The sequence below is a fragment of the Ensifer sp. Root1252 genome, assembly GCF_001425885.1.
GTDB lineage: Bacteria > Pseudomonadota > Alphaproteobacteria > Rhizobiales > Rhizobiaceae > Ensifer > Ensifer canadensis.
Window position 1 is genome coordinate 105,024 of the sequence record NZ_LMDT01000058.1, and the last position, 24,241, is coordinate 129,264.

Sequence of the window (24,241 nt, forward strand, 5' to 3'; positions counted from 1 at the left end):
TCAGTCGTTCAGGCCGCCTGGGCGGCGTGGATGCTCGTGCCAGTGAATGTCTTCAGCCATAGCTGTGTCGACAGGATTCCGACGAACGCTGCATTGTCGCGGAAGCCGGATACCGGTTGGGATTGGCACTTTTCGTAGAGTTTCGTGACCGCCTTCGGGTTGAAGAGACCACCCGCGGCAATTCTGTCTTGGCTCATTGCCTCGCGGACGTAATCGAGTTCACCGACGCCGGTGAACGAAAGGCTATCGGGTGCTCGATAGGGTTGCTTGGTGCGCTTGCCGATCGCTTCCGGCATCAGGTCCTTGGTTGCCTCGCGCAGGATGTGCTTTTCCACCAGCCCCTTGAGCTTCATCTCCGGCGGCAGACCGGACGCAAACTCGACCAGCCGATGATCGAGGAACGGGAAACGCCCTTCGATGCCATGCGCCATCGCCATGCGGTCGCCCTGGCTCGAAAGGATATAGCCGGGCAAAAGGAACCGACCCTCGAGATACTGAGCCTGATGCAAGGGATGCCAGCGGCCGAAATCCTGAGGCAGACGGCTCGCCAGCTCCTCTGCCGCGTCGTAGCCGGCAAGGCTGGCGCGCAGATCGGGCGAGAAGAAGATCTTCGTCGCCGCCGTGCTCTTGAAGCGGGGGCGATGGGAAAAGAGCGGATCGTCTAGCGCAACGTCTCCCGCCCCGAAGAACGCGGCGAGATATTCAGCCGACTGCTGCTGTAGGCCAGGGAGATAGGGATAAAGCTTGCGGAACAGATGCGGGCGGATGTGCGAGCCAGGCTGACGCCCGCAGAACCGACGCACGCGCGCTTCCTTGAAGATATCATAGCCGGCAAAGACCTCGTCGGCCCCCTCGCCGGTCAGTACGACCTTGAGCCCCTGTTCGCGCACCAGGCCCGAAAGCTGATAGAGCGGCGCCGGCGCCGTCCTGATGATCGGCCTTTCAGCAAAACGTACCACATCCGGGAACACCCTGGCGATATCGCCGGCACGGCAGGCAACGGTGCTGTGCTGCGTGCCGAGGGCCGCGGCCATCTGCATCTGGTAGGCGCTTTCGTCGTGCTCGACGCTGTCGAACGTGACGGAGAACGTGCGCAATCCTTGCGGCGCCATACCCGCCGCCAGCGCCGCGACGATGGAGGAATCAAGACCGCCCGACAGATAGGAGCCGACCGGCACATCGGCCCGCATGCGGATCCGCGTCGCGTCGCTCAACAGCGCCCGCAATTCGTCGGCGGCTTCGTCTTCATTGACGAAGCGTGAAGTGGCCTCGCGATCCGGATAGTCGAGACGCCAATAGGGCCTGATCGTCTGACGCCCCCGCTCGGCGATCATGAAATTTGCGGGTTCCAGCTCGTGGATATCACGAAAGCCTGTCCGCGGCGCGATCGGCGCCCAAAGCGTGAAGATCTGGTCGAGCGCGATCGGGTCGATCTCGGCTACGATGCCGGGCACCTGAAGCAGCGCCTTGATCTCGGATGCGAAGTAGAGTGTGCCGCCTCTGGTCGTATAGAAAAGTGGACGCACGCCCATGCGATCGCGAGCGAGCATCATTCGGTGGCGGCGGGCGTCCCAGATTGCAAAGGCAAAGTCGCCATTGAGGACGGACAGGCAGTCCTCGCCCATCTCATCGTAGAGATGGAGGATAACTTCGGTGTCGCTCGAAGTCCGGAAATGCCGGCCCTTGGCGCGCAGTTCCTCACGTAGTTCGACATAATTGAAGATCTCGCCGTTGAAGGCGATTGTTAGCTCGCCCGTCGCATCTGACATTGGCTGCTGGCCGTCACCAAGCCCGACGATCGAGAGCCTGACATGACCGAGGCCGGCTTCCGGCGCCACGAATGTGCCATGCTCGTCCGGTCCGCGATGCGCGATCGCGGTCACCATCCTCTTGAGAAGGGTTTCTGCTTCCCGGACCGAACCGAAATAGCCGCCAAAACCGCACATGTTCAGAACTTTCACACGGGTCAATCACAACCGAAACATAATCCGCATGAAGAGTTCATGGGTTAACCGCCGGCGTTTTCTGGTTGTATGGTAAATTCTCCAAGAAGACAAAAATACGTCATCAAAACATCACAGAAATACCTTTACCCCTGCGGAATTTTTCTTTTCGTTACAATTTTAAACATTAGATAGAAAATGAGCAGCGGCCAGAAAATACAGATCACAATGCCGGCGACACGATAGACATTCCAGGGCGCGTGCGCCTGCAGACCTTCCAGATAGGTCATCGCCAACAGGAAAAGCGCAGCGATACAATAGGTTGCGCCAACAAAATACATCCAGGACATCTGACCGCTCTCATGGCACAGCAGAAAAACCGAGGAATGAAAATAGAAACTAGCCGCTTATACCAGCAGAAGTAACATTCTTAAACCAAGAATTAACCTTGTTGCAGACGTGGTTAATTCGTGGACTCAGCGCCTTTCAGCTAAGTCCTGCTTCCACAAGGCATGTATTGGCTGCGGCCGTGGCTCAGAACGTCAGCGACTGTTTCTCTTCAGCGCGCATCGTTACGGGTCGCTGACCTTGCAACAAAGAGTAGATCGAACCCGCGGAATTCACGCCGGAAGGTGGATTTCTTGAGGGCAGTCCATATCGCTGATGGATTGTCGAGGCGGAAGCCGCGAAAGCTGCGCACGAGCCCGAGGGTGGCAACGACGGTGCGCAATGCCCTGACGATTGCCGGCCCGCTCAGTGACGCAAACAGGATCTGCGGATGAACGGCGAGCAAAACGCCCGTCGTCCGCGTGCGGTCGATATCCCGGAACTGGGCCAGGGAACGGTATTCGTAGCCTTCGATATCGATCTTGAAGCATAGCTTCTCGGTTCGCGCCAGCGACTGCAGTTCGGCAATCGTGATCGTTTTCGCCTTGATCGCCTGCCCCGTGTCGTCGGCGATCAGCGCCGAGGTCTCCGAGCTACCAAATCCGCCGACCGAGTTCAGCACCAGGACGTCATCCTCGGAAAGTGCAGCATTGATCAGCGCGACCTCCCCTTCGTTCTGCGGTTCCATTTCCTTGAGGATGCCGAAGCAGACGGGGTCGGGTTCGACCGTAATGACGTTGTCGGCTATCTGAGCTGCCCAATAGGGCGTCACGCCGATCCAGCCGCCGATATCGACAAAGGTCGTGTTGCCGTCGACCAGCCGCTCGATGTTTTGAAATGTGCACGGCTCCCACTCGCCGCTTTGAAGCCGCGCAAAGAAGCGCTTCTTCTCAGGCTTGTCAGGGAAATGGACGGTCTTGCAGAAGTAGGTGATCGCACGCATGGCGCTTCTCTAGCCCATATCCCGGTCAAGCGGAATCGTTTTTGCGAAGGTCTTCCATGCGGCCAGGACATGCCAACGACGGGCGCCGCCGGTTCGATTTCACGCTTCCATGCGCTCGTTTCGGCTGCGCGCTTCCGTAAGTTCGGCCGTCGTCTGGCTGAGGCGGTCAGCGAGCACGCGCATGATTTCCACCGCCATTTCGGGGAAGTCGGCCAGCAGCTTCAGGAAGTCGTCCTTGCGGATGCGCAGAGCTTCCAGCGGTGTCGTGGTGCGCACGGTCGCCGTGCGCGGGGTGTTACAGAGAATGGCGATTTCGCCGACGATCGAATTCTGTTCCACTTCCGCAAGCTTCAGCGGCCCGCTTGCAGTCGTCACCAGCACGTCGGCCTTGCCTGAGAGAATGACATAGGCGGCATCGCCAATATCGCCCTGATAGAAAAGGGCCTCCCCGGCGCTGTACATGACCCGGTCAGAGGTGAAGGCAAGGAGTTTCAATTTTGCAGGCGGCAATCCTGAAAACAGGGTTATCCGGCGCAGCATTTCGACTTCATCCTTGAGCAACATCACAATCCGTTTCTCCGAGTATCCAGCCGGGGCGACCTGCCTCCCGCGTTGCCGCGGGACCTTATGCTGGTGCCCTGACATTAATATTACATCAAGATGCCATTTCCTTATAGTCGGGTCCTTCGTTAGCCCCCACTTCCGTTTCGTTGTCGCGAACCAGTCGGCCATTTTCGAATACGGCGACACGATCGAACAGTTCCATCACCGCCGGATTTGCGACCACCCAGACGATTGCCGGATTGCGCCCGCCCTGCCGCAAGAGCCCAAAGACGTTTCGGACCACCTGCTCCTGGACCCGTTGGTCGAGCGCCAGCAGCGGTTGGTTGAAGATGTAGAAGTCGCAGATGCGGATGAGCGCGCGGGCCAGATCAAGCTTCTGGCGCTGGCCTGCGGTCAAGCGTTTGCCGCCGGCGCCGACATTGAATTCGAAGCCGAAGGCCAGCACCTCGTTATAGAGGCCAACGGCTTCGAAAAGATCGCGCACGATCGCCCGGATTTTCTCCGATCCATCGGCGTGCTTGTGACCGATGCGCCCGAAGAGCACGTTGTCGATGATGCTGCCGGACGCGATGTAGCGGTTCGGACGATAGTGCTCGATCATGCCGGCGAGGTCCGTCGGCAGGCCCTCGTCGAACTCGCGCCGGGCAGCTACGATCTTGGCCATCAGTTCGTCGGTCAGGAGACCAAAGCGGTGTCGAGGCTCGATGTAGCCGAAGCACAGCCGAATGATCTTGACTTGGTCATCCTCGGCAACGTCCGCGCGTGGTCGCCCACGGACCTTTTGCAGCAACGCCTCATAAACAGGAATTTCTTCGGCCGTCATGAATGTCAACTGCTGGAAGAACGGGTGATCCGGCGGCAGGTCGCGGAACAGTTCGACGACGTTCTCGGCGATTTCCAGCCCCATTTCGTAGAAGACGTCACGCAAGCCGACGCGCTGAAGCACGGTCTTGAAGAACGGGTGTCCCTCGAGCGCACCGTCCCACATCACCTGATCGGTAATCGTGCCGAAGAGCAAGTTTTCGCCGATGGTCGCTTCGATGTTGTACGAGCCGGGCTCGAAGAACACCACGAGATCGCTGAGCTTTTCCTGTTCAAGGCGCTCCCGAAGCGCGCTGCGCATCTCGACGATACCAGAGGCAAAGGCCGCATTGCGGTTCGGGTCTATGGTGGAGCGCACGGCAAGCGCCAGAACGTCATTGGTCAGGAGGACAGCATCAAGGACAGGCCTGATCTTGATCAGAAGATCGTCTGGCCCGGTCGCCCCGGCTGCCTGGTAATCGACCCAATCGCTGTTGACGTCGAAGGATGGATTGCCTGCAAGCTTGGCTTCGACCAGCTCCCACTTGCGATGGGCCGCCCTTTCGCCTTCATACCGGACCTCGGTCATTGGCGCGTGCTTCAAGCCGTAGAGCAGGTTGTCGCCAAGGCTGCCCTGAAACACATACACGTCTGAGGAGGCATAGGAAATCCGCCGGCCAGTGACCGACTCCGGCATCTCCAGTATATCCTGACCACCGATGACAACACGACCGCCAGCCGGCCAGATCAGTCGAGCGAAGGCCTCTGCCAGAACTTCCCCGCCGGCCTTGAGTGCGACCGCCTCGCCGGGCTGCACCTGCAGCGAGACGTGGTCGAGGAGTGTCACGCCACCATCATCGGTCACCGTCAGGTTGACGGCCGCGAGCGAGCCGTTCAGCGGCGCCGGACTTGCCGCTGCGAGGGCGTGGACCTTGGGATCGAGCAGCGGTTCGATGCTGAACTGCTCGACCACCTGGGCGTACTTCACCTGCACGTCCTGGCGCGCCTGGTCCCAATCGATGAGCTCTTTCAGCGGCCCGGGCAGGTCCTTGTAGGCGCCGATGACGGCGACAAGCTGGCCGATATCGAGGCGGCCCTGAAGCGCGAAATAGCCGCCGATCGAATAGAACATGAACGGCGTCACCTGGGCGAGAAAATTGTTGATGAACTTGACCAGGAATTTCCACTGATAGAGGTCGTAGCGGATCTTGAAGATGCGCGCGAGCCGCGACGCGATGTCGGCGCGCTCGAGATTGGAGGTGTCGTGGCCGCGGATCGTGCCGATGCCGTCAACGATTTCGCTCACCCGGCCAGACAATTCGCGCGCAGTCAGCTGGCGCTCGCGGCCAAGGACGAGCAACCGCTTGCGCATGCGCGGGATGATCACCGCCTGAACGGCGACGATAACAGAGGCGATCAGCCCGAGCCAGAAGCTCTGTAGCAGGATGAAGATCAGCGCCGTCAGCGCCTGACCGCCAAGCAGTGCGGGCGACACGAAGGCATCGCCGGTAAAGCCGCCGAGCGGCTCCACCTCGTCCTTGATCATCGTTGAGATCTCGGCCGGTTTCACCCGTTTGAAATGCGTCGGTGGAAACCTCAGAACGCGATCGACAAGCTCGAAGCGAATCCGCCGCAGGAGACGCTCGCCGAGCCGCCCCTTGAAGGTGTTGATATAGAATTTGAAGAGGCCGTTGACGACAACCAGCAGCAGGAACACGAGGCTCAGCGCCAGCAACATGCCTTCGCGACCGAGTTGGAAGCCGTCAAAAAGATTGATCGTCCCGAGATAGGGCAAGTCAAAGGAGATCGCCAGGAACGCCTGCGTCGCTTCCGGGCTGTCAAAACCGTCGCCCTGAATTGGTCCGTTGACGATCTGCTTGGGCAGATCGAAGGACAGGAAGTAGGGGACCATCGAGAACGCCACGACCAACAGGATCCAGAGCTGGTCCTTGCGCGTATGAGTCCAAATGTAGCGGGAGAGGCGTGGTTCCATGTTTCTGGCAACGAGACCTTATTGAACACTGCGTTGTTTGCGGCGCGGGCAGCCACCGATACCCGGCCACGATATGCTTGCTTGTGGTCCTTTCCGACTGAACTGCCACGGGCGGCCGGTCGCGAAGGCGTTTCGGCAAAAATCTGATCCGGTTTCGAATCCGGTTTATTAGATTATGCAGGAGCGCGAGAAAACCGCAATGGACGCCTGAACGCACCTTCAAGATCGGCGCTCATGCCTCCCTGCGGCGGATCAAGGCGTGGGGAACGAAAAATGCCCATATTGCACTCGATTGTCTGCCAGCTTACAACGAGTGCATGAAACACACCAGCCATCCCCCTACTCCTGCGAGCGACTGGTACGAAAACGCTTTCGACCTGACGCGCGGTATCGCCGCCTATACCGGAAGCCCGCTGATCGATGGCATCGCCAAGGTGATTGCCAGACACCCTGACGCCGATATAGCCAATGCCTTCAATCATAGGCAGGTTGCCTGCAAGCTCTGGGCTCGCGACACGCTGCTGCAAGCGGCGGGCAAGTCTTATAAGCGGATCGTCGTTCTCGGCGGGTGGTACGGCATCCTTTCGGCGATGTTGCTTGAGGATTGTCGCTTCGAAATCGCAATGGCTGAGAGCTACGACATTGACGCCTCCGTCGAGGCTGTCGCCCGCACCCTCAACGCGACCTTTGCCGATCGTTTCCGGGCCATCACGGCCGACATGTACGCGATCGACTACGCAAGCCTCGACGCCGACCTGATCGTCAACACGAGTTGCGAGCACATCGCCGATCTGCGGAGCTGGCTTGCGCTGATCCCATCAGGCACACGTGTTCTCCTGCAGTCGAACGATTACTTCAGCGAACCGACGCACATCAACTGCGTCGAGTCCGTCGATGCTTTCGCCGACCAGGCGAAACTCGCGACGCTCGATTTCGTCGGTGCGTTGCCGACGAAGAAATATACAAGGTTCATGCTGATCGGGACGGTTTGACCGCCACTTGCGAAAGCCGCTCACGCAGGATCGCCGCCGTGTGGGCGGCGCCTTCGAGGTCGAGCGGCGGCATCGTGGGCTTGGCCCGTGCGAGCTGCGTTTCAACGTCGCGCGCCAATCGGGCCGGCGTTACCTCGCTCTCCGGCAGGACACCGGCAAGCCCGAGCTTTTCCAGTCGAACCGCACGCGTTGATTGCTCCGTTTCCCCGCCCGCCGTGAACGGGATCAGCAGCGACGCACAACCGGCGCGAATGATGTCACACACCGTATTGTAGCCGGCCTGCGAGACGGAAAGCCGCGCACCCGAAAGCAGACTGGCAAAATCCTGCCGGAAACGGAACAGCTTCACATTGCCAGGCGCGGCGGCCTCGAATGCGTCATAGTCGACCTGCGGAAGGTTTGGCCCGGTAATCATGCACCATTGCAGCCCCGGCGGCAGGAGCTTCGCAGATTCCAGACCGGCGCCAATCAGCTCCTTGCCGACTGCGCCGCCACCGGCCGAGACCAGCACATCGAAACGCTCCAACGGCGGCGCCGGCGGATCGCCCGCGACCAGACCGGTATAGGCAACCTTGTCGGCGATCTCCTGCGCGTAAGGGAAGGTCTCTTCAAGCCGAGCGAAGGCGGGATCCCCATGCACGAGTACAAGGTCAAAATGCTCCTGTACCAGATCCAGCATCTCCTCGGCACGGCCGGGCTTCGTCCGCTCCTGCAGGATATCGCGAAGGGATGTCGCCACCAGTGGGCGCGGGCTCGATGCCTCGATGAGGTCGAGCAGCGGCATCAGTTCAAACCGCATCTGGCGGCGACCGAACGGAAACGCCTCGAAGATCACGACATCCGGGTCGCAGGTGCGAAAAGCGTCAAGCAACATCTTCCGTCGGCGGTCCTTGAAGTCATCATCGACCGGATTTCCGGTTTCGTCCGCCAGGCCGGAGAACCCCTTGTCGCCGGCAACAACCGGCGGCAGGGCTACGTGTTTGAGGTCGGCGCTTGGAAAGCCGGGAACGGCCGTGCCTCCGGTGACAACCGTGACGTCGAAACCATCGGCGGCAAGTGCGCTGGCAATGCGGCTTGCCCGCGCGAGGTGGCCGATCCCCAGCAGATGCTGGACATAAAAGAAGACCCGCCGCTGCCGCATCACGCCGCTTTCCATTCGTTTGCAAACAGGGTCGTCAGTTGTTCGATGCTGGAGTGGTGGTCAAAGTGCGCCCTCACCCGTTTCTCGGCGGCAGCGCCCAGCCGGCGGCGACCCTCTGGGTCGCGGATCAGCTGTTCCAAGGCGAGAGACAGTGCCTTCGCGTCCTCGGAGAGCACGATACGACCGTTTTCTCCGTCGACCAGGAGTTCCGGCACGCCCGAGATTGCCGTAGACACACAGGCGAGCCGCTGGCTCGACGCTTCGACCAACACGTTCGGCAGTCCGTCACGGTCGCCATCTGCCGTCACCCGGCAGGCGAGCGCAAAGATATCGCTGGTGCGATAGTGGGCGAGCACGTCGGTCTGATCGAGCGCACCCTTCCAGGCAATTCTGTCCGAGATACCGAGCTCGCTACCCAGGACCTTGAGCTTTGCTGTCAATTCGCCGGCGCCGATATGCTCGAAGCGCCAGTGAAGATCCTCAGGCAAGAGGGCTAGAGCTTGAAGGAGAACATCGTAGCCCTTCTTGCCCACCGCCCTGCCGACACTGACGATGCGCACCGGGTCTGCCTCATCGGAACCGTCGCGGCTCGAATGTTCGCCGTCGAAACGCGGGAAACGCTCGAGATCGAGGCCGTGATAGCTCAGATGCACTCTGGCCTTTTGTGAGGTCAGGCTCTGCAGATGCTCGTAGCCGGTCCGGGTGCAGGTCACCGTCCAGCGCGCGCGGCCGAGCTTTTCGGAAAGCTCCCAGTCGGGCGATGTCCAGATATCCTTCGCATGCGCCGAGCACGTCCAGGGCGTACCGGCGATGACGCTGGCATAAGCTGTGACGGAAGCCGGCGTGTGGATGAAGTGGGCATGCAGCCAGCGCGGATCGCCCGGCCATTCCGATGCCAGAACCAGCGCCTGCCCGAAACGGCGGAAGCGATTGCGCGTCAGGTCCCTGCCCAGATCTTTCACAAACAGCCCAAGCGCCTTCCAGAATCCGGGCTTCGGCAGCGAACGCACCAGACCCTTGAGGACACGCAATGGCTCCTCGTGCAGGTACTCCGGCAGATAGTGCACGTCGGCGCGGATCTCGTCATGCACGGGATGGCGCTTGCCGTCGGTCGGGCGCCTCAGCGCGATCAGGACCAGCTCATGCCCCGCTTTCTCAAGTCCGAGCAATTCCTGCGCAATGAAGGTTTCCGAAAGGCGCGGATATCCCTTCAGAATGACGGCAATCTTGCGGTCCGTTGGCAATGCTTCAGCTCGATTTCTTGACAATACTCAGGTGCTCACTCGACTGCTCGTCGAGCCACCCGCCTACGATTTCGGAGATATGCACCAGCCCCTCGAGCCGCAGGCCGTTGGCACAACTTTTCGACGGCGGCGCGCGTTGCGGCAAAGCCTTCAACGCGGCGGCGAAACGCAAGGGATCCACCGCCTCGTCGGGCAGCAGCATGTCGATGAGACCCCACTCGGCGGCACGACGTGCACGGATCAGTTGCTCCTCGCGCGGCTGAATCCGCGGGACGATCAGCGCCGGTTTATCGAAAGACAGGATCTCGCAATAGGTGTTGTAACCGCCCATCGCCACCACGCCCTTGGCGCCGGCAATCAGCTCTTCCATGCGATTATCGAACTCGATGATCTTGATGAAAGGGATCTTGCTTCCTTTTTTGATCAGCTTTTCGCGCTTCTTGACCGGCATATAGGGGCCAAGGACCACAAGCGCCTTATGCGTCAACTCCGGATCCTGCTGGTAGGCGTGAATAAAATCGTGGATCAGGTCGGCACCATCGCCGCCACCGCCGGTGGTGACGAGAATATAGTCGCCTTCCGGCTTGTGACCGGGCAATTCCTCGCGCGGTACGCTCCTCTGCAGGAAGCCGACGAAGTTCATGCGCTCGCGCACGGCGGGCGGCACCTCGAGTTCCGTCAGCGGGTCGTAGAAGTCGGGCGGCCCATAAACCCAGATCGTATCGTAATACTGCTCGATCTTGCGCATGGTGTCGCGGCGTTTCCATTCCGCTTCGAGCAGATGCGGCGCATCCATCACCTCGCGCAGGCCGAGAACGAGCGTCGTGCCATGGGCCTTGAGATAGGTGAGCGTCTCCTCGACCTCGCCTCGCAACCCCATCGGCTCCTTGTCGACGATAAAGATGTCTGGCTTGAAGGTTTCCGCCGTGTGACGGATGATCGACTGGCGCATCTTCAACGTCTCGTCCAACTCGATATGGCGATCGAGAGACGTGTAGTCGCCGTTGTGCAGCTTGATGACGCTCGGAATCTTCACGAAATCGACGCGCGCGCGATAATCGAAGGCGCCGGCAATCGTCGCACCCGATATGATCAGGATATTCAAACCCCGATAATCTTCCACCAGCGAATGCGCAATCGTGCGGCATCGGCGCAGGTGGCCGAGCCCGAAAGTGTCATGGCTGTACATGAGTATCCGGGCATCTTCTAAGCGCCGCGTCATGCCAGAAACCTTTCGCTCAGGAAAAAACGAATCAAAACTCGCGACGCCGGCTTGCGGCCGGCGTCGAAACGAACCTCATTTGTAGGGATCGGCGGCATCGCGCAACCCGTCTCCCAAGAAGTTGAACGCCAAAATCACAAAAATGACCGGGATCGTTGGGAATAGCAGCCAGGGGTAGAAGGCGATGACGCTCACGCTTTTCGCCTCCGTCAGCAGGATGCCCCAGCTGGTGATCGGGGGGCGCAGCCCCAATCCGAGGAAGCTCAGCGCCGTTTCGCCGAGGATCATCCCTGGAATGGAAATGGTCGCAGTGGCGATGAGATGGGACATGAAGCCCGGAACCAGGTGTCGACCGATGATGCGGCCGCTCTTTGCGCCCATCAATTGCGCGGCAAGAACGTAGTCCTCCTCGCGCAGCGCAAGCAGTTTCGAACGCACCGCTCGGGCAAGCCCGGTCCAGTCGAGAAGCCCGAGGATGATCGTGATACCCAGATAAATCAGGATCGGGCTCCAGGTCGCAGGCATGATTGCGGCCAGCGACAGCCAGAGCGGAATGCTCGGGATCGATTGCAGCACTTCGATGATGCGCTGGACGATGAGATCGAAGACACCGCCGTGGTAGCCGGCGAGACCGCCGATGACGATGCCGAGCACGAAGCTCACCGTAATGCCGAGAAGGCCGATCGTCAGTGAAATCCGCGCACCATAGATGATGCGCGACAGGACATCGCGGCCGAGCCGGTCGGTGCCGAGCAGGAAGAGCTGACCGTCCTTTGCCGGGCATGCCAGGTGCACATTGCTTTCGAACAGGCCCCAGAAGCGGTAGCTGTCACCGCGGCAGAAGAAGCGGATCGGCTCGACGTCCTGCAGGTTGTCGGTGTAGTTGCGCTTCAGCGTCTCCATATCGAGTTCCATCGTCCGCCCGTAGACGAACGGGCCAACGAACTTGCCCTCGTGGAACAGGTGCACAGACTGCGGCGGCGCATAGATGAAATCCACATTGCGCGTGTGCAGATTGTAGGGTGCGAGGAACTCGCAGATCGCGATCATCAGGTAGAGCGCGACCAGGAAAATGCCTGATATCAGCGCCAGCTTGTGCCGGCGGAACTTCCACCACATTAGCCGCAGCTGCGAAGCCTGGTTAACCCGCACCTGTTCTTCCGTCATCGCTTCGACGGAATAGGGATCGAATGGTGCTGTCGATACGTAGTGCGGCAGCGGTTCGCCGGGCGCCGGAAGGAATGACGTCACTTGGTGCTCCTGCCTTGCAGCCGTATCCGAGGATCAAGAATGGCGAGCGCGAGATCGGAAATCAGCACGCCGATGACGGTCAGAAATGCGAGGAACATCAGGAACGAGCCGGCCAAGTACATGTCCTGGCTCTGCAACGCCTTGATCAACATCGGGCCGGTCGTTTCGAGAGACAGTACGATCGCAGTGATTTCCGCGCCGGAAATGATCGCCGGCAGGATGGAACCGATATCCGAGATGAAGAAGTTCAGCGCCATCCTGAGCGGATACTTGAGCAGCGTGCGCATTGGCGAAAGCCCCTTTGCGCGGGCGGTCACGACATACTGCTTCTGCAATTCGTCAAGCAGGTTGGCGCGCAGACGCCGGATCATGCCGGCGGTCCCCGCCGCACCAACAATGATGACCGGTATCCAGATATGTTCGAGGATCGATTTCGCCTTCGCCCAACTCATGGGCTCTGCCAGATATTTCTGATCCATGAGATGGCCGATCGAGATGCCGAACCAGATATTGGCAAAGTACATCAGGATCAGCGCCAGCATGAAGTTCGGAATGGCGATGCCAATCAGCCCCACCAGCGACAGCCCATAATCGCCCCAGCTATACTGGTGCGTGGCGGAGTAGATGCCGATCGGGAAGGCGATCAGCCAGGTAAAGATGATGGTGACGAACGAGACGAGGATCGTCAGCCACATCCTGTCGCCGACGACGGCGCTGACCGGCAGTTCGTACTCGAAGGAGTAGCCGAAATCGCCCTGCAGCATGCCGCCGAGCCAATGAACATATCTCAGCAGCGGCGGCTGATCGAAGCCGTATTCCTTCCGGAGAGCCTCGATCTGCTCCATGTTGACGCCTTCGCCCTGCGCCCTGATCTCGGCGACGTAACTCTCGAAGTAGTCGCCGGGCGGCAGCTCAATGATGGTGAAGACGAGCGCTGAAATGATGAGCAAGGTCGGGACCATCGCCGCGATGCGCCAGAGGATGTATCGCAGCATGTCAGCCTTCCTGCTCGATCCAGAACGTATCGGGTTTGTAGACGCCGAAATAGCTCGTCGGATCGAATCCGTAGAGCCCTGCTTCCGGGACATTCTTGATCTTGTTGGCAACGAGAATTGGCTGCAGGGAGGCATTCACGATGCCGATCGAGAAGACCTGGTCGGTGTAGATCGACAGCATCCTCTCCCAGACCTCGGTGCGCTCGGCATCCTCGGCCGAGTGCCGCCAACGCTGCAGAAGCTCGGTTAGCTCAACGACGGCCGGAAGATCGGGCGCCTGCCCCATCTCACCATGCGAGAGATAGTTGAGCCCCCAAACCGGCCATTGCAGCTGATCGTCCGCAGTCGGCGCCAATTGGCCTGGGTTCATGTCCGCAGTCGGCACACCATTGTCGAGTCCGAACCACATGGACATGACGATCTCACCGCCGACGGCACGGCTGCGGAAGGTGTCGCGTTGCGACGTGCGGATGAAGAGCGAAATGCCGATCTTCTGCCAGTAGTCGGTGATCAACTGCAGGACATCGGTCTCCAGGGTGCTTTCGCCTGCGGTCTCAACGACGATCTGAGCGGCACGGCCGTCAGGGAGAATACGAATGCCATCGCTGCCGCGGTTCGTCAGGCCAGCCTCATCCAGCAACGCATTGGCCTGCACCGGGTCGTAGGCGATCCAGGCGGAGGCGAACTCCGGCCGGAACAGCGGGCTGTCCGGCAGGACAGTGTCGGCGCTCTCCTTGGTCAGTCCGTAGAAGACGGCCTTGTTGATTTCAGAACGATCGATCGCCAGCGACAGCGCCCGGCGGACGCGCACATCCTGCAGCAACGACCGCCAGACCGCATCGGAGCAATTGAGATTGGGAAGCAGCGCGACCCGTGAGCCTTGCGTCTTCTTCCAGAGGAGAACCTTCACCGGATAGCGCTTTTCCGCATCTTTCAGGAAGGTGTAGTCGATAAAGTCGATATTTGTCGCCTGCAGGTCGCTCTCGCCGGTGCCGGCCTTCGCCGGGATCAGCGCCGGAGAACTGACGTTGAGCACGAACTTGTCGATGTAGGGGAGCTGCAACCCGTTCTCATCGACCCGATGATAGAAGGCGTTACGCTCGAAGACAAACTGCTCGGCCGGCAAGGATGTTGTGTTGCGCCACGGGTCAAGCGTCGGCAGATCGGGATTTTCCGGGCGGTAGGAACGGGCCATGCGCATATGCAGCTGGTTCCACTTCTTGACCCTTTGCTCCTTCAGAAGCGCCTTGAGTTTGTCCTCATCCTGATATTTATCGTGGAACTGCTTGAGGTACGTCGCCGGCATCACCAGCACCAAGGGCTGTGGTGCGGCGAGCTTTTGCAGAAAATCAGGATTGGGCGTGGACCAGGTGTAGCGCACGGTCCGCTCGTCGAGCACCTCGAACTTTGCCGCCTCGCCGTCGATCACCAGCGCCATCGGCAGGCCCGCCGGGCTCAGTTTCTCGTTGAGCAGAACATCTTCCCAGCAGTAGCGGAAATCGTCCGTCGTAAGCGGGCTTCCGTCCGACCACTTGTGTCCCTCGCGCAGATGGAACGTGAAGATCCGGTCCTCGACTGTCTCGAAGCTTTCCAGCACGTCCGGCTGCAGTTCGAGTTCTTCGTCGTAGCCGACCAGGCGTGAGTAGCCGTAAACGGTCATCAACCGTATGTCTTTCGCGCTGCCGATCAGGCTCTGCACGGTGCCGCCGTGTTTGCCTGGCTGGCGTCCCATGGCCGCAACGTTGATGACGCGCGGGGTCTTCGGCAACCGTTCATTGACGGGCGGCAGCTTTCCCTCGGCGACAAGCGCCTCAAAAAATTTCGGCTCGCTTGCCGCTGCAAGAAGGTACTTGGGAAACGCCACTGTTGCGAGCAGGGCGAGCGCAGTTCGGCGAGTGATCATGGCCGTAACTCCCTTGCATCCACTGACTTGCGCGCGAGAACATAGTGGTCGCCACCAAGGTCAGCAGGAAAAAGCGCACCTTCCTCGCCGTCGTCGCTGAACTGCGGTCCCCAGCGCCGCATGTCCGACCCCTCAATGGCCTTGAGCAGATCGAAATCCAGCGGACGATCGAGATCCGGATAGGGGACGGCAGCGAGCAGCGACTTCGTGTAGGGATGCACCGGTTTGCGCATCAGAACTTCGCGCGGCGCGAGTTCGACGATGCGCCCCGCACACATCACCGCGATCCGATCGGCCATATAGTCGACCACCGCGAGGTTGTGCGAGATGAACAGGCATGTAAGCCCAAGTTCTTTCTGCAGATCCTTGAGCAGGTTGAGGATCTGGGCCTGGACGGAAACGTCGAGCGCCGATACCGGCTCGTCACAGATCAGCAGTTGCGGGACCAGAGCGAGCGCCCGCGCTATACCTATGCGCTGGCGCTGGCCGCCGGAAAAACTATGCGGATAGCGGTTGACGAACCGCTGGTCGAGCCCGACGGCCTGCAGCAGCAAGCGCACCGTCTCGACACGCGACTTCGCCGTTCCGCGCCCGTGGATTTCGAGCGGCTCGCTCAGGATATTCCTGACAGTCATGCGTGGCGAGAGTGACGACACCGGATCCTGAAAAACCATCTGGATCTTCGAGCGCAGCGTCTTCAGCTCATCACCTTCCGCCTTGAGCACGTCGATCGGACCTTCGCCGTCATCGAAGCTGACGCTGCCGCCATCAGGCGTGATGGCCCGCATCAAAATCTTGCTGACCGTCGTCTTGCCGCAGCCGCTCTCGCCGACCAGACCCAGACACTCGCCACGACGGATATCGAAGCTGACATCGTCCACCGCGCGATGGCGAGACGGGTCCTTCTTGCCGAACCACGAGGTCTTGCGCGTTCCATAGGTCTTGGAAAGGTTGCGTACGGACAGGAGAACGTCGGGGCCAACCGCCCTAGTGGAGGCCTTGGCACCCAGCAGTGTCCCAGCCTTGACCGGCACCTCCCGCAATGCCTTCAACCGCTCGCCCGGCTTCATGTCGAAATGCGGGACCGCGGCCATCAGGCCCTTGAGATAGGGATGCTGCGGATTGCGGAAGATCGCATCGACCGGACCTGCTTCGACAATCTGGCCGTGATAGATCACCACGACTTCGTCAGCCATATTGGCAACCACGCCGAGGTCGTGGGTGATCAACAGCATCGCCATGTTGAGCTTGACCTGCAACTCGCGCAGCAACTGCAGGATTTGCGCCTGCACCGTCACATCGAGCGCAGTCGTCGGCTCGTCGGCGATCAACAGCGCCGGTCGGCAGATCAGCGCCATGGCGATCATGGCACGCTGGCGCATGCCGCCGGAGAGCTCGAAAGGATACATATCATAGGCACGCTTCGGGTTCGAAAACCCGACATAACCAAGAAGCTCTTCCGTTCTGGCGCGCCTTTCGGCTTTTTCCGCATCCGTATGAATTTTCAAGACTTCGGAGATCTGGTTGCCGATCGTGTGGAGCGGCGACAGCGACGTCATCGGTTCCTGGAAGATCTTGCTGATGCGGGTACCGCGCAAGGCACGTATTTCTTCACCTTCGCGCTCCAGCGAGAGCAGGTCGATCGGCTTGCCCTTGGCCGCCGGATCGTTGAACAGGACATGTCCACCGACCCGCGCGACATTCGGCAGGATACCCATGACGGCCTGACTGATGGCCGATTTCCCGGAACCGGACTCGCCGACGAGGGCGGTCACCTTTCCTGGCAAAATTCTGAAATTCGCTTCCTTGACGGCTTCAACTTCACCGCCGAGCACCGAGAATGTGATCCGCAGACCTTCAACTCGAAGCAGGTCCGCCCCTGATGTCATCACAACACACTTCCCTCATTGCCCTTGTATCCGCCGCCTCTAAAAAAAGACTATCGCAGCTTCAGGGGGCTGTCTAGCTTAGCCCCTTGCAACCACAGCATAGTTTACGGTCGCGTCGCGATCTCAGGGAAGAGGGCAAGTTTCTTGGGGCAGCACGTCGGCGCAGCGCGGCGATCGACGGAAATCGTCATAATAGAGCGTCCAGTCGGTCGCATCGGCCGCGCGATAGGGGCCGAACTTGAAATACTGATTACGGCCGAGCCCCTTGTCAGCATGCCCGACATGGCCCTTGACCGTGATGATCGGCTTACCATTGGCAAAGAGCTCGATATGGCCGGTGCCGTCGGCGCCCGGCTTCGTATAAATCGCGAAATCGATCCAGCCCGACTTCGGATCGGGCAATGGATTGCCGTGGTTCGTCACCGTAATCGCATCTGTGCAGGCGTTGAACAGATTGCCGTCATCCGCCTTCCACGCGGAATCAGCGGCCACAAGCATGCGCATCTGGTTGACGCCCGGGCGTCCCCATACCGGCACTTCACCCGGCATGCAGGCGGCGGCGACCCCGTCCGGCCCGGTGGAAACCGGCGCGATATAATTGGTCTCGATAGTTGCGAACAACTTGCCGAAGTTCATGCGGAGCGCCAGGAACGGGCTGAAATCGCCTTCAGCACCCGGGTCGATCTCGCGTTTCCATTGCGCCACGAGATAACGATGATCACCTGAGGGGATCGGGTCGGCAAACTTCATGGAGAACCCGTACCAAATACCCTGGTCGTAGGGCACCCGCAGCGCCGTCTTCTCCCAGATTTCCGCTCTCTCACTGCAGCCGTCGAGCGAATCCGGACAGATCGGCACGACGCTCAGCTTGAGTCCGCCATTGCCGTTGCGCTTGACGATGCTCTGAAACTCGGCCGTCCCCGCGCTCTGCTCGAAATTCTCCCGGTAGTAGAGCCCGCCGTCCGGCGAGAAATCCTTTCCCTCGAACCCGTCGAAAAGCTTGGTTTCCCACGGCTGCGCTGCTGCAACGCCAGTGATGAAGAAGCTCGCGACGATGAGGGCTGCTCGGAACATTGAGGTCCTTACTGAAGCATCTTGTCGATAAGGCCACGCGGCGGTTGCAGCGGGCGGGTGTTGCGATGGAGCAGCATGACATGCTCTGCTTCCGAAAGTCCATCCTGCAAAACATCATCGAGGCGCTCATCCGGCTTTGGCAGAAGCGCTGCCTCATTCGGGTAGAGAATGGTGAATTTCTGGCGCACGCCGCGCAGCTTTTCCTGCCCGAGCGCGGTCCAGTCGCCGCCGCAATAATTGGCGAAAGCCTCGCTGGCGACAACGCTGTGGGCGTATTTCTTCGTCAGGTTCTGCAGCCGCTGCACCTCGTTGACCGCCGAGCCGAAGGCCGAGAACGTTAACCGGTCGCGAAGGCCGACATTGCCGAACATTACATTGCCGACATGAAGCCCGACGCCATAGCCGATCGGGTCACGCCCTTGCTTGCGCCGCTCGGAATTGAGCAATTCCATGCGTGCGGTTGCGGCGCGCACCGCGCCGAACGCCTCGCGCGCGGCAAATTCGGAAGGTTCCTTGTGCCGGCCGCAGGGATAGACTGCCAGGAAACCATCACCGACAAAGCTGAGGATATGGCCGCCGTTGCGGTTGAACGGCGCAGCAATCGCATCGAAGTAACCGTTCAGCGTTTCGATATAGGATTGGCGGCCCTCCTTTTCGGCAAGCATGGTCGAGCGGCGCATATCCGCCATGACAAGGATCGCACGTACCGTCTCTCCGTCACCGCGCCGGACCTGCCCGCTCATCACGCGGCGGCCGGCGCTCGAGCCGAGATAGGTGGTCAGCATGTTGTCGGCGAGCTTGCCGAGAACGGCCATCTTGGCCGCAACAGCGAGATGGTTCTGCAGGCGCAACAGCGCGCCGATGACGTCATCGGTGAAGCCGCCGTGGCGGTCCGTCGTCCAGGAGCCGACCATACCGTGGCCGGAATCGGCGCCGAGCGACTGCATGAAGGCGATGTAGTCGGTCGCCCCCTGTTCCTTCAACTCGTCGAAGATCGGGAACTCGGACGGCGTATCCTTGTAGAGGCGCCGGCGGACATGCTCGAGATTGTTGTTGAGCAGGTAATAGTAGGGGCTGCGCAGGAACCGCTCCGGATTGAGCGCGAGTTCCTCGTGCCGCAGGCCGCTGACCTCGACGCCCTTGCCGCGCACCCAGGTGAAGCCGAGCGCATCATAGAGCGGATGCAGCATGGAAAAGGAAAGGTGCACGCGCATTAACGGCAGGCCGGCAGCTGCCAGCCGCTCGCAGAAGCCCTTGACGATCGTCTCCAGCGGCTCGTCGCTGAGCGACGTCCGCATGAGCCAGTCCGCGACCTTGTCGATCAGGATTTCAGATACGTTATCGTTTACCGGGCCCATTTCGCGTCCTCACCGTGACAGACAGTCCAGCACCATGCCCAATTGCGATGGGCGAACGGCCCGACGATGTGTCGGCGTTCGCTCGCGGCGGCTGATGATGATACGTGCCCGTTAAGAAAATGCTCCAACCGATTCCGGCGTCGATGACGTGCAGGCACCCGGAATGCGGCACTTATATACTGCAGATATTGATGGCCCTCTGCAATTTCCAGAGGCGCGCGAATTTTTTGTTTCGCGCCGCGGCCACACGAAGATTTGATGGCACGCCAATGCACCGCAGTCAGGGGAAGGCATCCGCGCCACGCTTGACTTGTACCTTGTTTCTATCCAACAAACCACGACATGTCGCCAGGCTGGCGCCTCCCGTTCACAAAAGCTGGAACCGAAAATTGACCTCACCCCATCACGAAAGGCTGCTGGCGTCGATTTCGGCTCGCACGGCCCATGTCGGCGTCATCGGACTTGGTTATGTCGGCCTGCCGCTCGCAGTTGCGGCGGCACGCGCGGGCTTTTCGGTGACCGGATTCGACATCGACCCGGCAAAGATCGTCGCGCTCGACGCGCACAAATCCTATATCGCAGCCGTACCGGACGCCGTGCTGGCCGAGCAGGCGACAGCCGGGCGCTTCAGCTCCACCACCAATTTCGGACAGCTGGGCAGTTGCGATGTCATCGTCATCTGCGTGCCAACGCCCCTGACGAAACACCGCGATCCCGACCTTTCCTTCGTTGAGAATACGGCACGTGCGATTGCAGCAACGCTCAGGGCCAGCCAGCTCGTGGTGCTCGAATCGACCACTTACCCGGGAACGACCGACGGCGTCGTGCGCACGATCCTCGAGGAGACCGGCCTCAGGTCGGGCGTTGATTTCTTTGTCGGCTTTTCACCCGAACGCGAAGACCCCGGCAACCCGGTCTACGAGACGACCAGCATTCCGAAAGTCGTGGCAGGCGACGGGCCGCTCGCCGCAAGCCTGATGGAACGCTTCTATGCCGCGGTGGTCAAAACGGTCGTACCGGTATCGTCCAACGCCACCGCCGAAGCGGTCAAGCTGACCGAGAACATCTTCCGCTCGGTCAACATCGCCCTCGTCAACGAGCTGAAGATTGTCTTCGAGGCGATGGGCATCGACGTCTGGGAAGTGATCGAGGCGGCGAAGACCAAGCCGTTCGGCTACATGCCGTTTTATCCCGGGCCTGGGCTCGGCGGGCATTGCATCCCGATCGATCCCTTCTACCTCACCTGGAAGTCGCGCGAATACGAATTGCCGACCCGGTTCATCGAGTTGGCCGGAGAGATCAATTCGGCAATGCCACGCCACGTGGTCAGCCGGATCGCCGAGGCGCTCGATCGCCATGCGGGCAAGGCGCTCAGCCGTTCGAAGGTCCTTGTCATCGGCCTCGCCTACAAGAAGAACGTGCCCGATATTCGCGAAAGCCCTTCGCTGAAATTGATCGAACTGATCGAGGAACGCGGCGGTCGGTGCGAGTACCACGACCCCTATGTCGCCGAGATCCCATCGACGCGCGAATACAGCGCTCTGAAGGGCAGACGGTCCGTGACGCTCGACGAGCAGTCGATCCGGCAGTTCGATGTCGTGCTGGTGGCAACCGACCACGACCAGGTCGACTACGCCGCCCTTGCTAGCGCCTCACCGCTTATCGTCGATACGCGCAACGTGTTTCACCGCCACGGCCTGACCGGCGCGCACATCGTCAAGGCCTAGCCAAGGCCGCCTTCAGCTTGCTGGCGGCAACCGCATAGCCGCCTGAGGCTCCGTCCACGAAATGCATGTGATCCCGGCTCATCGGGGTGGGCACGATGCAGGTCATCAATGCAGAGTCCTGTTCGTGCAGGCCGTAGCGGCCGACGCCGGCCGCCTCGGCCCGACGAAGCCGCGCCTCGATCAAGGCGAGGCGCGCGGCGCTGATATCGATCGTCATCTTGAGGCCGTCATCGAATTTGCGGAAATCGGTGTTGTTGGCGAGATCGCGCCGATAACGGGTCGTATCGAACGTGCCGAGGTTCCAACCCATGCGAAAACAGATGAACAGCGCCAATGTCTGCAGCGTGATCCAAAGGCGCGCCAGAAGCCGCCCTCCCCGCGGCGCCCTCGCCCGCGCCTCGGCTTCGATGCCTTGAGTGGAAAAGCGTGGTTCAGGCCCGAGCTCGGGAACCGGATGCGCGTGTCGCTCTTCCTCGTCGGCAAGAGCAACGATGTCGGCGATCAGCGCCTGAAATTCCGGTCCGCTGCCTTTTTCGCCGGGCACTGTAATGATCGAGGCGATCGAGCCGTGTCGTGACTGGATTGGGTTCCATCGGCACGATAGACCTGTGAGATCGGGTCGCGTGCCCGACGGTGCCGCCTCCACCTGGTAACGCCCCGCCTTCATGGCCGCTTCCGCCCAGCTTGCACCGCCGCCGGCAAACATCGCGTAGGAGACCTCCTCGCTCGCCTTGAAGCGGGCGACGCGCATGTCGAGGCCATCCGCCCTGATGTCCCTGACCGGCACCAGTGCCGCGCGCAACTCGAGCCCGAATTCTTCGAGGACCCACGTTTTCACCGCGGCAAGCGCCGCTTTCGCGCGCTCCGCCATCGATGCTGGCAGGACCGCCAGCGCCCCGTCGCCTCCGAAAACAAACGGCATGGATTTCTCGTCAAGACCGTTCATCAGCGCGGAGATGACGCTTGCGCCGGCCATGTTCACGGTCTTGTAGCGGCCCTCGGCGATCGCACCGGTTGAATTGACGATATCGGCGAGCGCGAGCATCCAGTCGTCCGGCAAGGCACGATAATTCGTTTCGTCGGCAACCCCTTCGAACGCGTCAAAGAGCGGCACGCTGTCGTAGAATCGTGTTTCACTCGTCTGTGCCATCGATGCTCCGAGCTTTTACCTACTGGCTATGTCGATAGATGTTCCACGCGAGACCGCAAGAAAAAGTTTCAAATCCCGATACCCGTGTTCAGGGAACCTGCGACGACCCCGGCAACGCCAGAGGCCCGCGAAGCGGGTTTCAGCATCAGCCGTCAAAGACCTTGGCAACTGGACGTAACGCCTTGGCAACAATCCTCGATTGTCCGAGTTTCCTCCTAAAATTTGACGGTTGTCAGGTCTCGGCAGCCGTGGCCCTCGCCGCCGGTGACGACCCCGCTGCCGGAGGTCGTGACGCCGGAAGTGGTCCTCGTACCGCCTGGACCTGGCGCTACGCCCCCTTCAGAGGATGCCACGCCAGTAACCCCCGAGGTGGTGGTTGTGACGATAGACGGTACGCCGACAGCTGTGGAAGTCGTTCCACTCTACCGTGTCGAGGTACCTACCTACGCGGCCGTGCCGCCCGTTGCCCAGTATCTTGCCCTCTCCAGCCTCGGCACGTTCCACGAACGTCGCGGCGAGCAGGCATTGCTTGACGGCGCAGGTGCGCTGCCGACAAGTTGGGCGCGTGTTTTCGGCCAGAACACCGAAATGGAGTGGGATGGAACTGTCGCGCCGGGATTCGATGGCAACCTGTTCGGCTTTCAGGCCGGTCAGGACCTTTTCGGATGGGAAACCGATACGGGCCATCATGACCGCGTCGGTCTTTTCCTCAGCCACGTCCGCGCCGACGGCGACATCACCGGCCAGGCGCTCGGCTGGAACAATCTGAGCGTCGGCGACATCGAGGTCGACGCAAACAGCTTCGGCGGATATTGGACCCATATCGGCCCCAATGACTGGTATCTCGATGCCGTTTTGATGGGTACCTGGTTCGATGGAGATGCGAACTCCAACGGCGGCACCGGCATCGGGGTTGACGGAACCGGCATTACGGCATCGCTGGAGGGCGGCTATCCGATAGCCTTGACCGAGAGCTGGACGCTCGAACCGCAGGCACAGTTGATTTGGCAACATCTCTCGCTGGACGAGCAACGGGATGCATTCTCGACGACGTCCTTCGACAGCGAGGACGCTGTTACCGGCCGTTTGGGCTTTCGGTTGCAAGGCGACATTCCGACAGAGACGGCAACGCTTCATCCCTACGTCAAAGCCAATATCTGGCACGGCTTCGATGCGGACCAGCGCATAAATTTCGGCTCAGACGCGATCGTCACCAAAGTCGGCGGCACCGCTTTGGAAATCGGCGGTGGTCTCGTTGCAAAATTATCGGAATCGACCAGCCTCTTCGCGACGGCGGACTACACGACCAACCTCGGCGGAGACAAAACGCAAGTGCTGGAGGGGAATATCGGCATCAGCATAAAATGGTGACATCGTGACCAGACGCTGCCGCAAACGTCATGGGTAGAGGCAGAAGCAACGCTTGGGATGTGCCGCTTCATATCCGCTGGCGATTGCAAGAATTCGCTGCATCAGCTTGAGGAGGAGCAACAGCTGCGACGGTCAAATGGCCGGATAAGCTCCCGAAAAGCCTGACGATTGTTGCAAACGGCCGTTGATCGCTGCCCGCGACAAGGCTTCGGCCCACCCGACACAACATCAAATATGCCATCGTCATTTGTGGGCATTGATAAGGTTAATGTCTAAACAATAACCCATGCCAT

18 protein-coding genes are annotated in these 24,241 nt (G+C 60.3%); 3 read left to right on the forward strand and 15 right to left on the reverse strand.

Annotated elements, in window-relative coordinates; all coding sequences use genetic code 11:
* Nucleotides 1-8 precede the first annotated feature (8 nt).
* From asnB to ASD02_RS35365, 5 genes are all read right to left on the reverse strand, one after another.
* On the reverse strand, nucleotides 9-1,946 hold the full coding sequence (gene asnB, locus ASD02_RS35345) for an asparagine synthase (glutamine-hydrolyzing) (protein ID WP_025428541.1): 1,938 nt from the start codon (nucleotides 1,944-1,946) through the stop codon (nucleotides 9-11).
* A gap of 143 nt (nucleotides 1,947-2,089) precedes the next feature.
* Nucleotides 2,090-2,293, reverse strand: coding sequence for a hypothetical protein (locus tag ASD02_RS35350; protein WP_057218185.1), 204 nt, complete (start codon nucleotides 2,291-2,293; stop codon nucleotides 2,090-2,092).
* A gap of 209 nt (nucleotides 2,294-2,502) precedes the next feature.
* Nucleotides 2,503-3,273, reverse strand: a complete 771-nt coding sequence (locus tag ASD02_RS35355) for an FkbM family methyltransferase (RefSeq protein WP_057211309.1) — start codon at nucleotides 3,271-3,273, stop codon at nucleotides 2,503-2,505.
* 99 nt (nucleotides 3,274-3,372) lie between these two features.
* Nucleotides 3,373-3,837: a Crp/Fnr family transcriptional regulator gene (locus ASD02_RS35360; RefSeq protein WP_025428538.1), complete on the reverse strand. Its 465-nt coding sequence runs from the start codon at nucleotides 3,835-3,837 to the stop codon at nucleotides 3,373-3,375.
* Between the two features lie 91 nt (nucleotides 3,838-3,928).
* Entirely contained in the window at nucleotides 3,929-6,631 is a 2,703-nt protein-coding gene (locus tag ASD02_RS35365) for an ABC transporter transmembrane domain-containing protein (protein WP_057218187.1), read from the reverse strand.
* A 317-nt stretch (nucleotides 6,632-6,948) separates the two neighbouring features.
* Here ASD02_RS35365 and ASD02_RS35370 point away from each other — a divergent pair, with 317 nt between their 5' ends.
* Entirely contained in the window at nucleotides 6,949-7,623 is a 675-nt protein-coding gene (locus tag ASD02_RS35370; protein WP_025428536.1) for a hypothetical protein, read from the forward strand.
* On the opposite strand, the gene ASD02_RS35375 is transcribed toward ASD02_RS35370, so the two are convergent.
* The 9 genes from ASD02_RS35375 to ASD02_RS35415 all read right to left on the reverse strand — a co-directional run bounded on the left by ASD02_RS35375 (nucleotide 7,601) and on the right by ASD02_RS35415 (nucleotide 19,700).
* A complete protein-coding gene (locus tag ASD02_RS35375) occupies nucleotides 7,601-8,764 on the reverse strand; it encodes a glycosyltransferase (protein WP_128090385.1) in 1,164 nt (387 codons plus the stop codon). The genes ASD02_RS35370 and ASD02_RS35375 overlap by 23 nt on opposite strands.
* Nucleotides 8,764-10,008, reverse strand: a complete 1,245-nt coding sequence (locus ASD02_RS35380) for a glycosyltransferase family 4 protein (RefSeq protein WP_025428534.1) — start codon at nucleotides 10,006-10,008, stop codon at nucleotides 8,764-8,766. The genes ASD02_RS35375 and ASD02_RS35380 overlap by 1 nt, the downstream gene beginning before the upstream one ends.
* Before the next feature lie 4 nt (nucleotides 10,009-10,012).
* Nucleotides 10,013-11,230, reverse strand: a complete 1,218-nt coding sequence (locus tag ASD02_RS35385) for a glycosyltransferase family protein (protein ID WP_025428533.1) — start codon at nucleotides 11,228-11,230, stop codon at nucleotides 10,013-10,015.
* A 75-nt stretch (nucleotides 11,231-11,305) separates the two neighbouring features.
* Nucleotides 11,306-12,481, reverse strand: a complete 1,176-nt coding sequence (locus tag ASD02_RS35390; RefSeq protein ID WP_057218189.1) for an ABC transporter permease — start codon at nucleotides 12,479-12,481, stop codon at nucleotides 11,306-11,308.
* Complete coding sequence (locus tag ASD02_RS35395) at nucleotides 12,478-13,476, reverse strand: ABC transporter permease (RefSeq protein WP_057218193.1); 999 nt, start codon at nucleotides 13,474-13,476, stop codon at nucleotides 12,478-12,480. Before ASD02_RS35395 ends, ASD02_RS35390 begins: the two co-directional genes overlap by 4 nt.
* A 1-nt stretch (nucleotide 13,477) precedes the next feature.
* On the reverse strand, nucleotides 13,478-15,379 hold the full coding sequence (locus ASD02_RS35400; RefSeq protein ID WP_057218195.1) for an ABC transporter substrate-binding protein: 1,902 nt from the start codon (nucleotides 15,377-15,379) through the stop codon (nucleotides 13,478-13,480).
* Nucleotides 15,376-17,268, reverse strand: a complete 1,893-nt coding sequence (locus ASD02_RS35405) for an ABC transporter ATP-binding protein (protein ID WP_057218198.1) — start codon at nucleotides 17,266-17,268, stop codon at nucleotides 15,376-15,378. The genes ASD02_RS35400 and ASD02_RS35405 overlap by 4 nt, the downstream gene beginning before the upstream one ends.
* 123 nt (nucleotides 17,269-17,391) lie before the next feature.
* Nucleotides 17,392-18,342: a polysaccharide lyase gene (locus tag ASD02_RS35410; RefSeq protein WP_082555716.1), complete on the reverse strand. Its 951-nt coding sequence runs from the start codon at nucleotides 18,340-18,342 to the stop codon at nucleotides 17,392-17,394.
* A gap of 8 nt (nucleotides 18,343-18,350) precedes the next feature.
* Nucleotides 18,351-19,700: an adenylate/guanylate cyclase domain-containing protein gene (locus ASD02_RS35415; protein WP_057218200.1), complete on the reverse strand. Its 1,350-nt coding sequence runs from the start codon at nucleotides 19,698-19,700 to the stop codon at nucleotides 18,351-18,353.
* 389 nt (nucleotides 19,701-20,089) lie between these two features.
* On the opposite strand from ASD02_RS35415, the gene ASD02_RS35420 reads away from it, so the two are divergent.
* Nucleotides 20,090-21,427, forward strand: a complete 1,338-nt coding sequence (locus tag ASD02_RS35420) for a nucleotide sugar dehydrogenase (RefSeq protein WP_057218202.1) — start codon at nucleotides 20,090-20,092, stop codon at nucleotides 21,425-21,427.
* On the opposite strand, the gene ASD02_RS35425 is transcribed toward ASD02_RS35420, so the two are convergent.
* Nucleotides 21,417-22,577, reverse strand: a complete 1,161-nt coding sequence (locus ASD02_RS35425; protein ID WP_057218204.1) for a DUF3095 domain-containing protein — start codon at nucleotides 22,575-22,577, stop codon at nucleotides 21,417-21,419. The two genes, ASD02_RS35420 and ASD02_RS35425, sit on opposite strands and share 11 nt — an antisense overlap.
* 378 nt (nucleotides 22,578-22,955) lie before the next feature.
* Between ASD02_RS35425 and ASD02_RS35430 the strand changes: the two genes are divergently transcribed.
* Nucleotides 22,956-23,948 carry an autotransporter outer membrane beta-barrel domain-containing protein gene (locus ASD02_RS35430; protein ID WP_244494338.1) on the forward strand — a complete coding sequence of 331 codons (993 nt, stop codon included), beginning with the start codon at nucleotides 22,956-22,958 and terminating at the stop codon, nucleotides 23,946-23,948.
* The last annotated feature ends 293 nt before the right edge of the window (nucleotides 23,949-24,241 follow it).

Coding starts and splice junctions, on each gene's coding strand:
- asnB (WP_025428541.1), bottom strand. CDS start 1,946: ATGTGCGGTTTTGGCGGCTATTTCGGTTCGGTCCGGGAAGCAGAAACC.
- ASD02_RS35350 (WP_057218185.1), bottom strand. CDS start 2,293: ATGTCCTGGATGTATTTTGTTGGCGCAACCTATTGTATCGCTGCGCTT.
- ASD02_RS35355 (WP_057211309.1), bottom strand. CDS start 3,273: ATGCGTGCGATCACCTACTTCTGCAAGACCGTCCATTTCCCTGACAAG.
- ASD02_RS35360 (WP_025428538.1), bottom strand. CDS start 3,837: ATGTTGCTCAAGGATGAAGTCGAAATGCTGCGCCGGATAACCCTGTTT.
- ASD02_RS35365 (WP_057218187.1), bottom strand. CDS start 6,631: ATGGAACCACGCCTCTCCCGCTACATTTGGACTCATACGCGCAAGGAC.
- ASD02_RS35370 (WP_025428536.1), top strand. CDS start 6,949: ATGAAACACACCAGCCATCCCCCTACTCCTGCGAGCGACTGGTACGAA.
- ASD02_RS35375 (WP_128090385.1), bottom strand. CDS start 8,764: ATGCGGCAGCGGCGGGTCTTCTTTTATGTCCAGCATCTGCTGGGGATC.
- ASD02_RS35385 (WP_025428533.1), bottom strand. CDS start 11,230: ATGACGCGGCGCTTAGAAGATGCCCGGATACTCATGTACAGCCATGAC.
- ASD02_RS35395 (WP_057218193.1), bottom strand. CDS start 13,476: ATGCTGCGATACATCCTCTGGCGCATCGCGGCGATGGTCCCGACCTTG.
- ASD02_RS35400 (WP_057218195.1), bottom strand. CDS start 15,379: ATGATCACTCGCCGAACTGCGCTCGCCCTGCTCGCAACAGTGGCGTTT.
- ASD02_RS35405 (WP_057218198.1), bottom strand. CDS start 17,268: ATGACATCAGGGGCGGACCTGCTTCGAGTTGAAGGTCTGCGGATCACA.
- ASD02_RS35410 (WP_082555716.1), bottom strand. CDS start 18,342: ATGTTCCGAGCAGCCCTCATCGTCGCGAGCTTCTTCATCACTGGCGTT.
- ASD02_RS35415 (WP_057218200.1), bottom strand. CDS start 19,700: ATGGGCCCGGTAAACGATAACGTATCTGAAATCCTGATCGACAAGGTC.
- ASD02_RS35425 (WP_057218204.1), bottom strand. CDS start 22,577: ATGGCACAGACGAGTGAAACACGATTCTACGACAGCGTGCCGCTCTTT.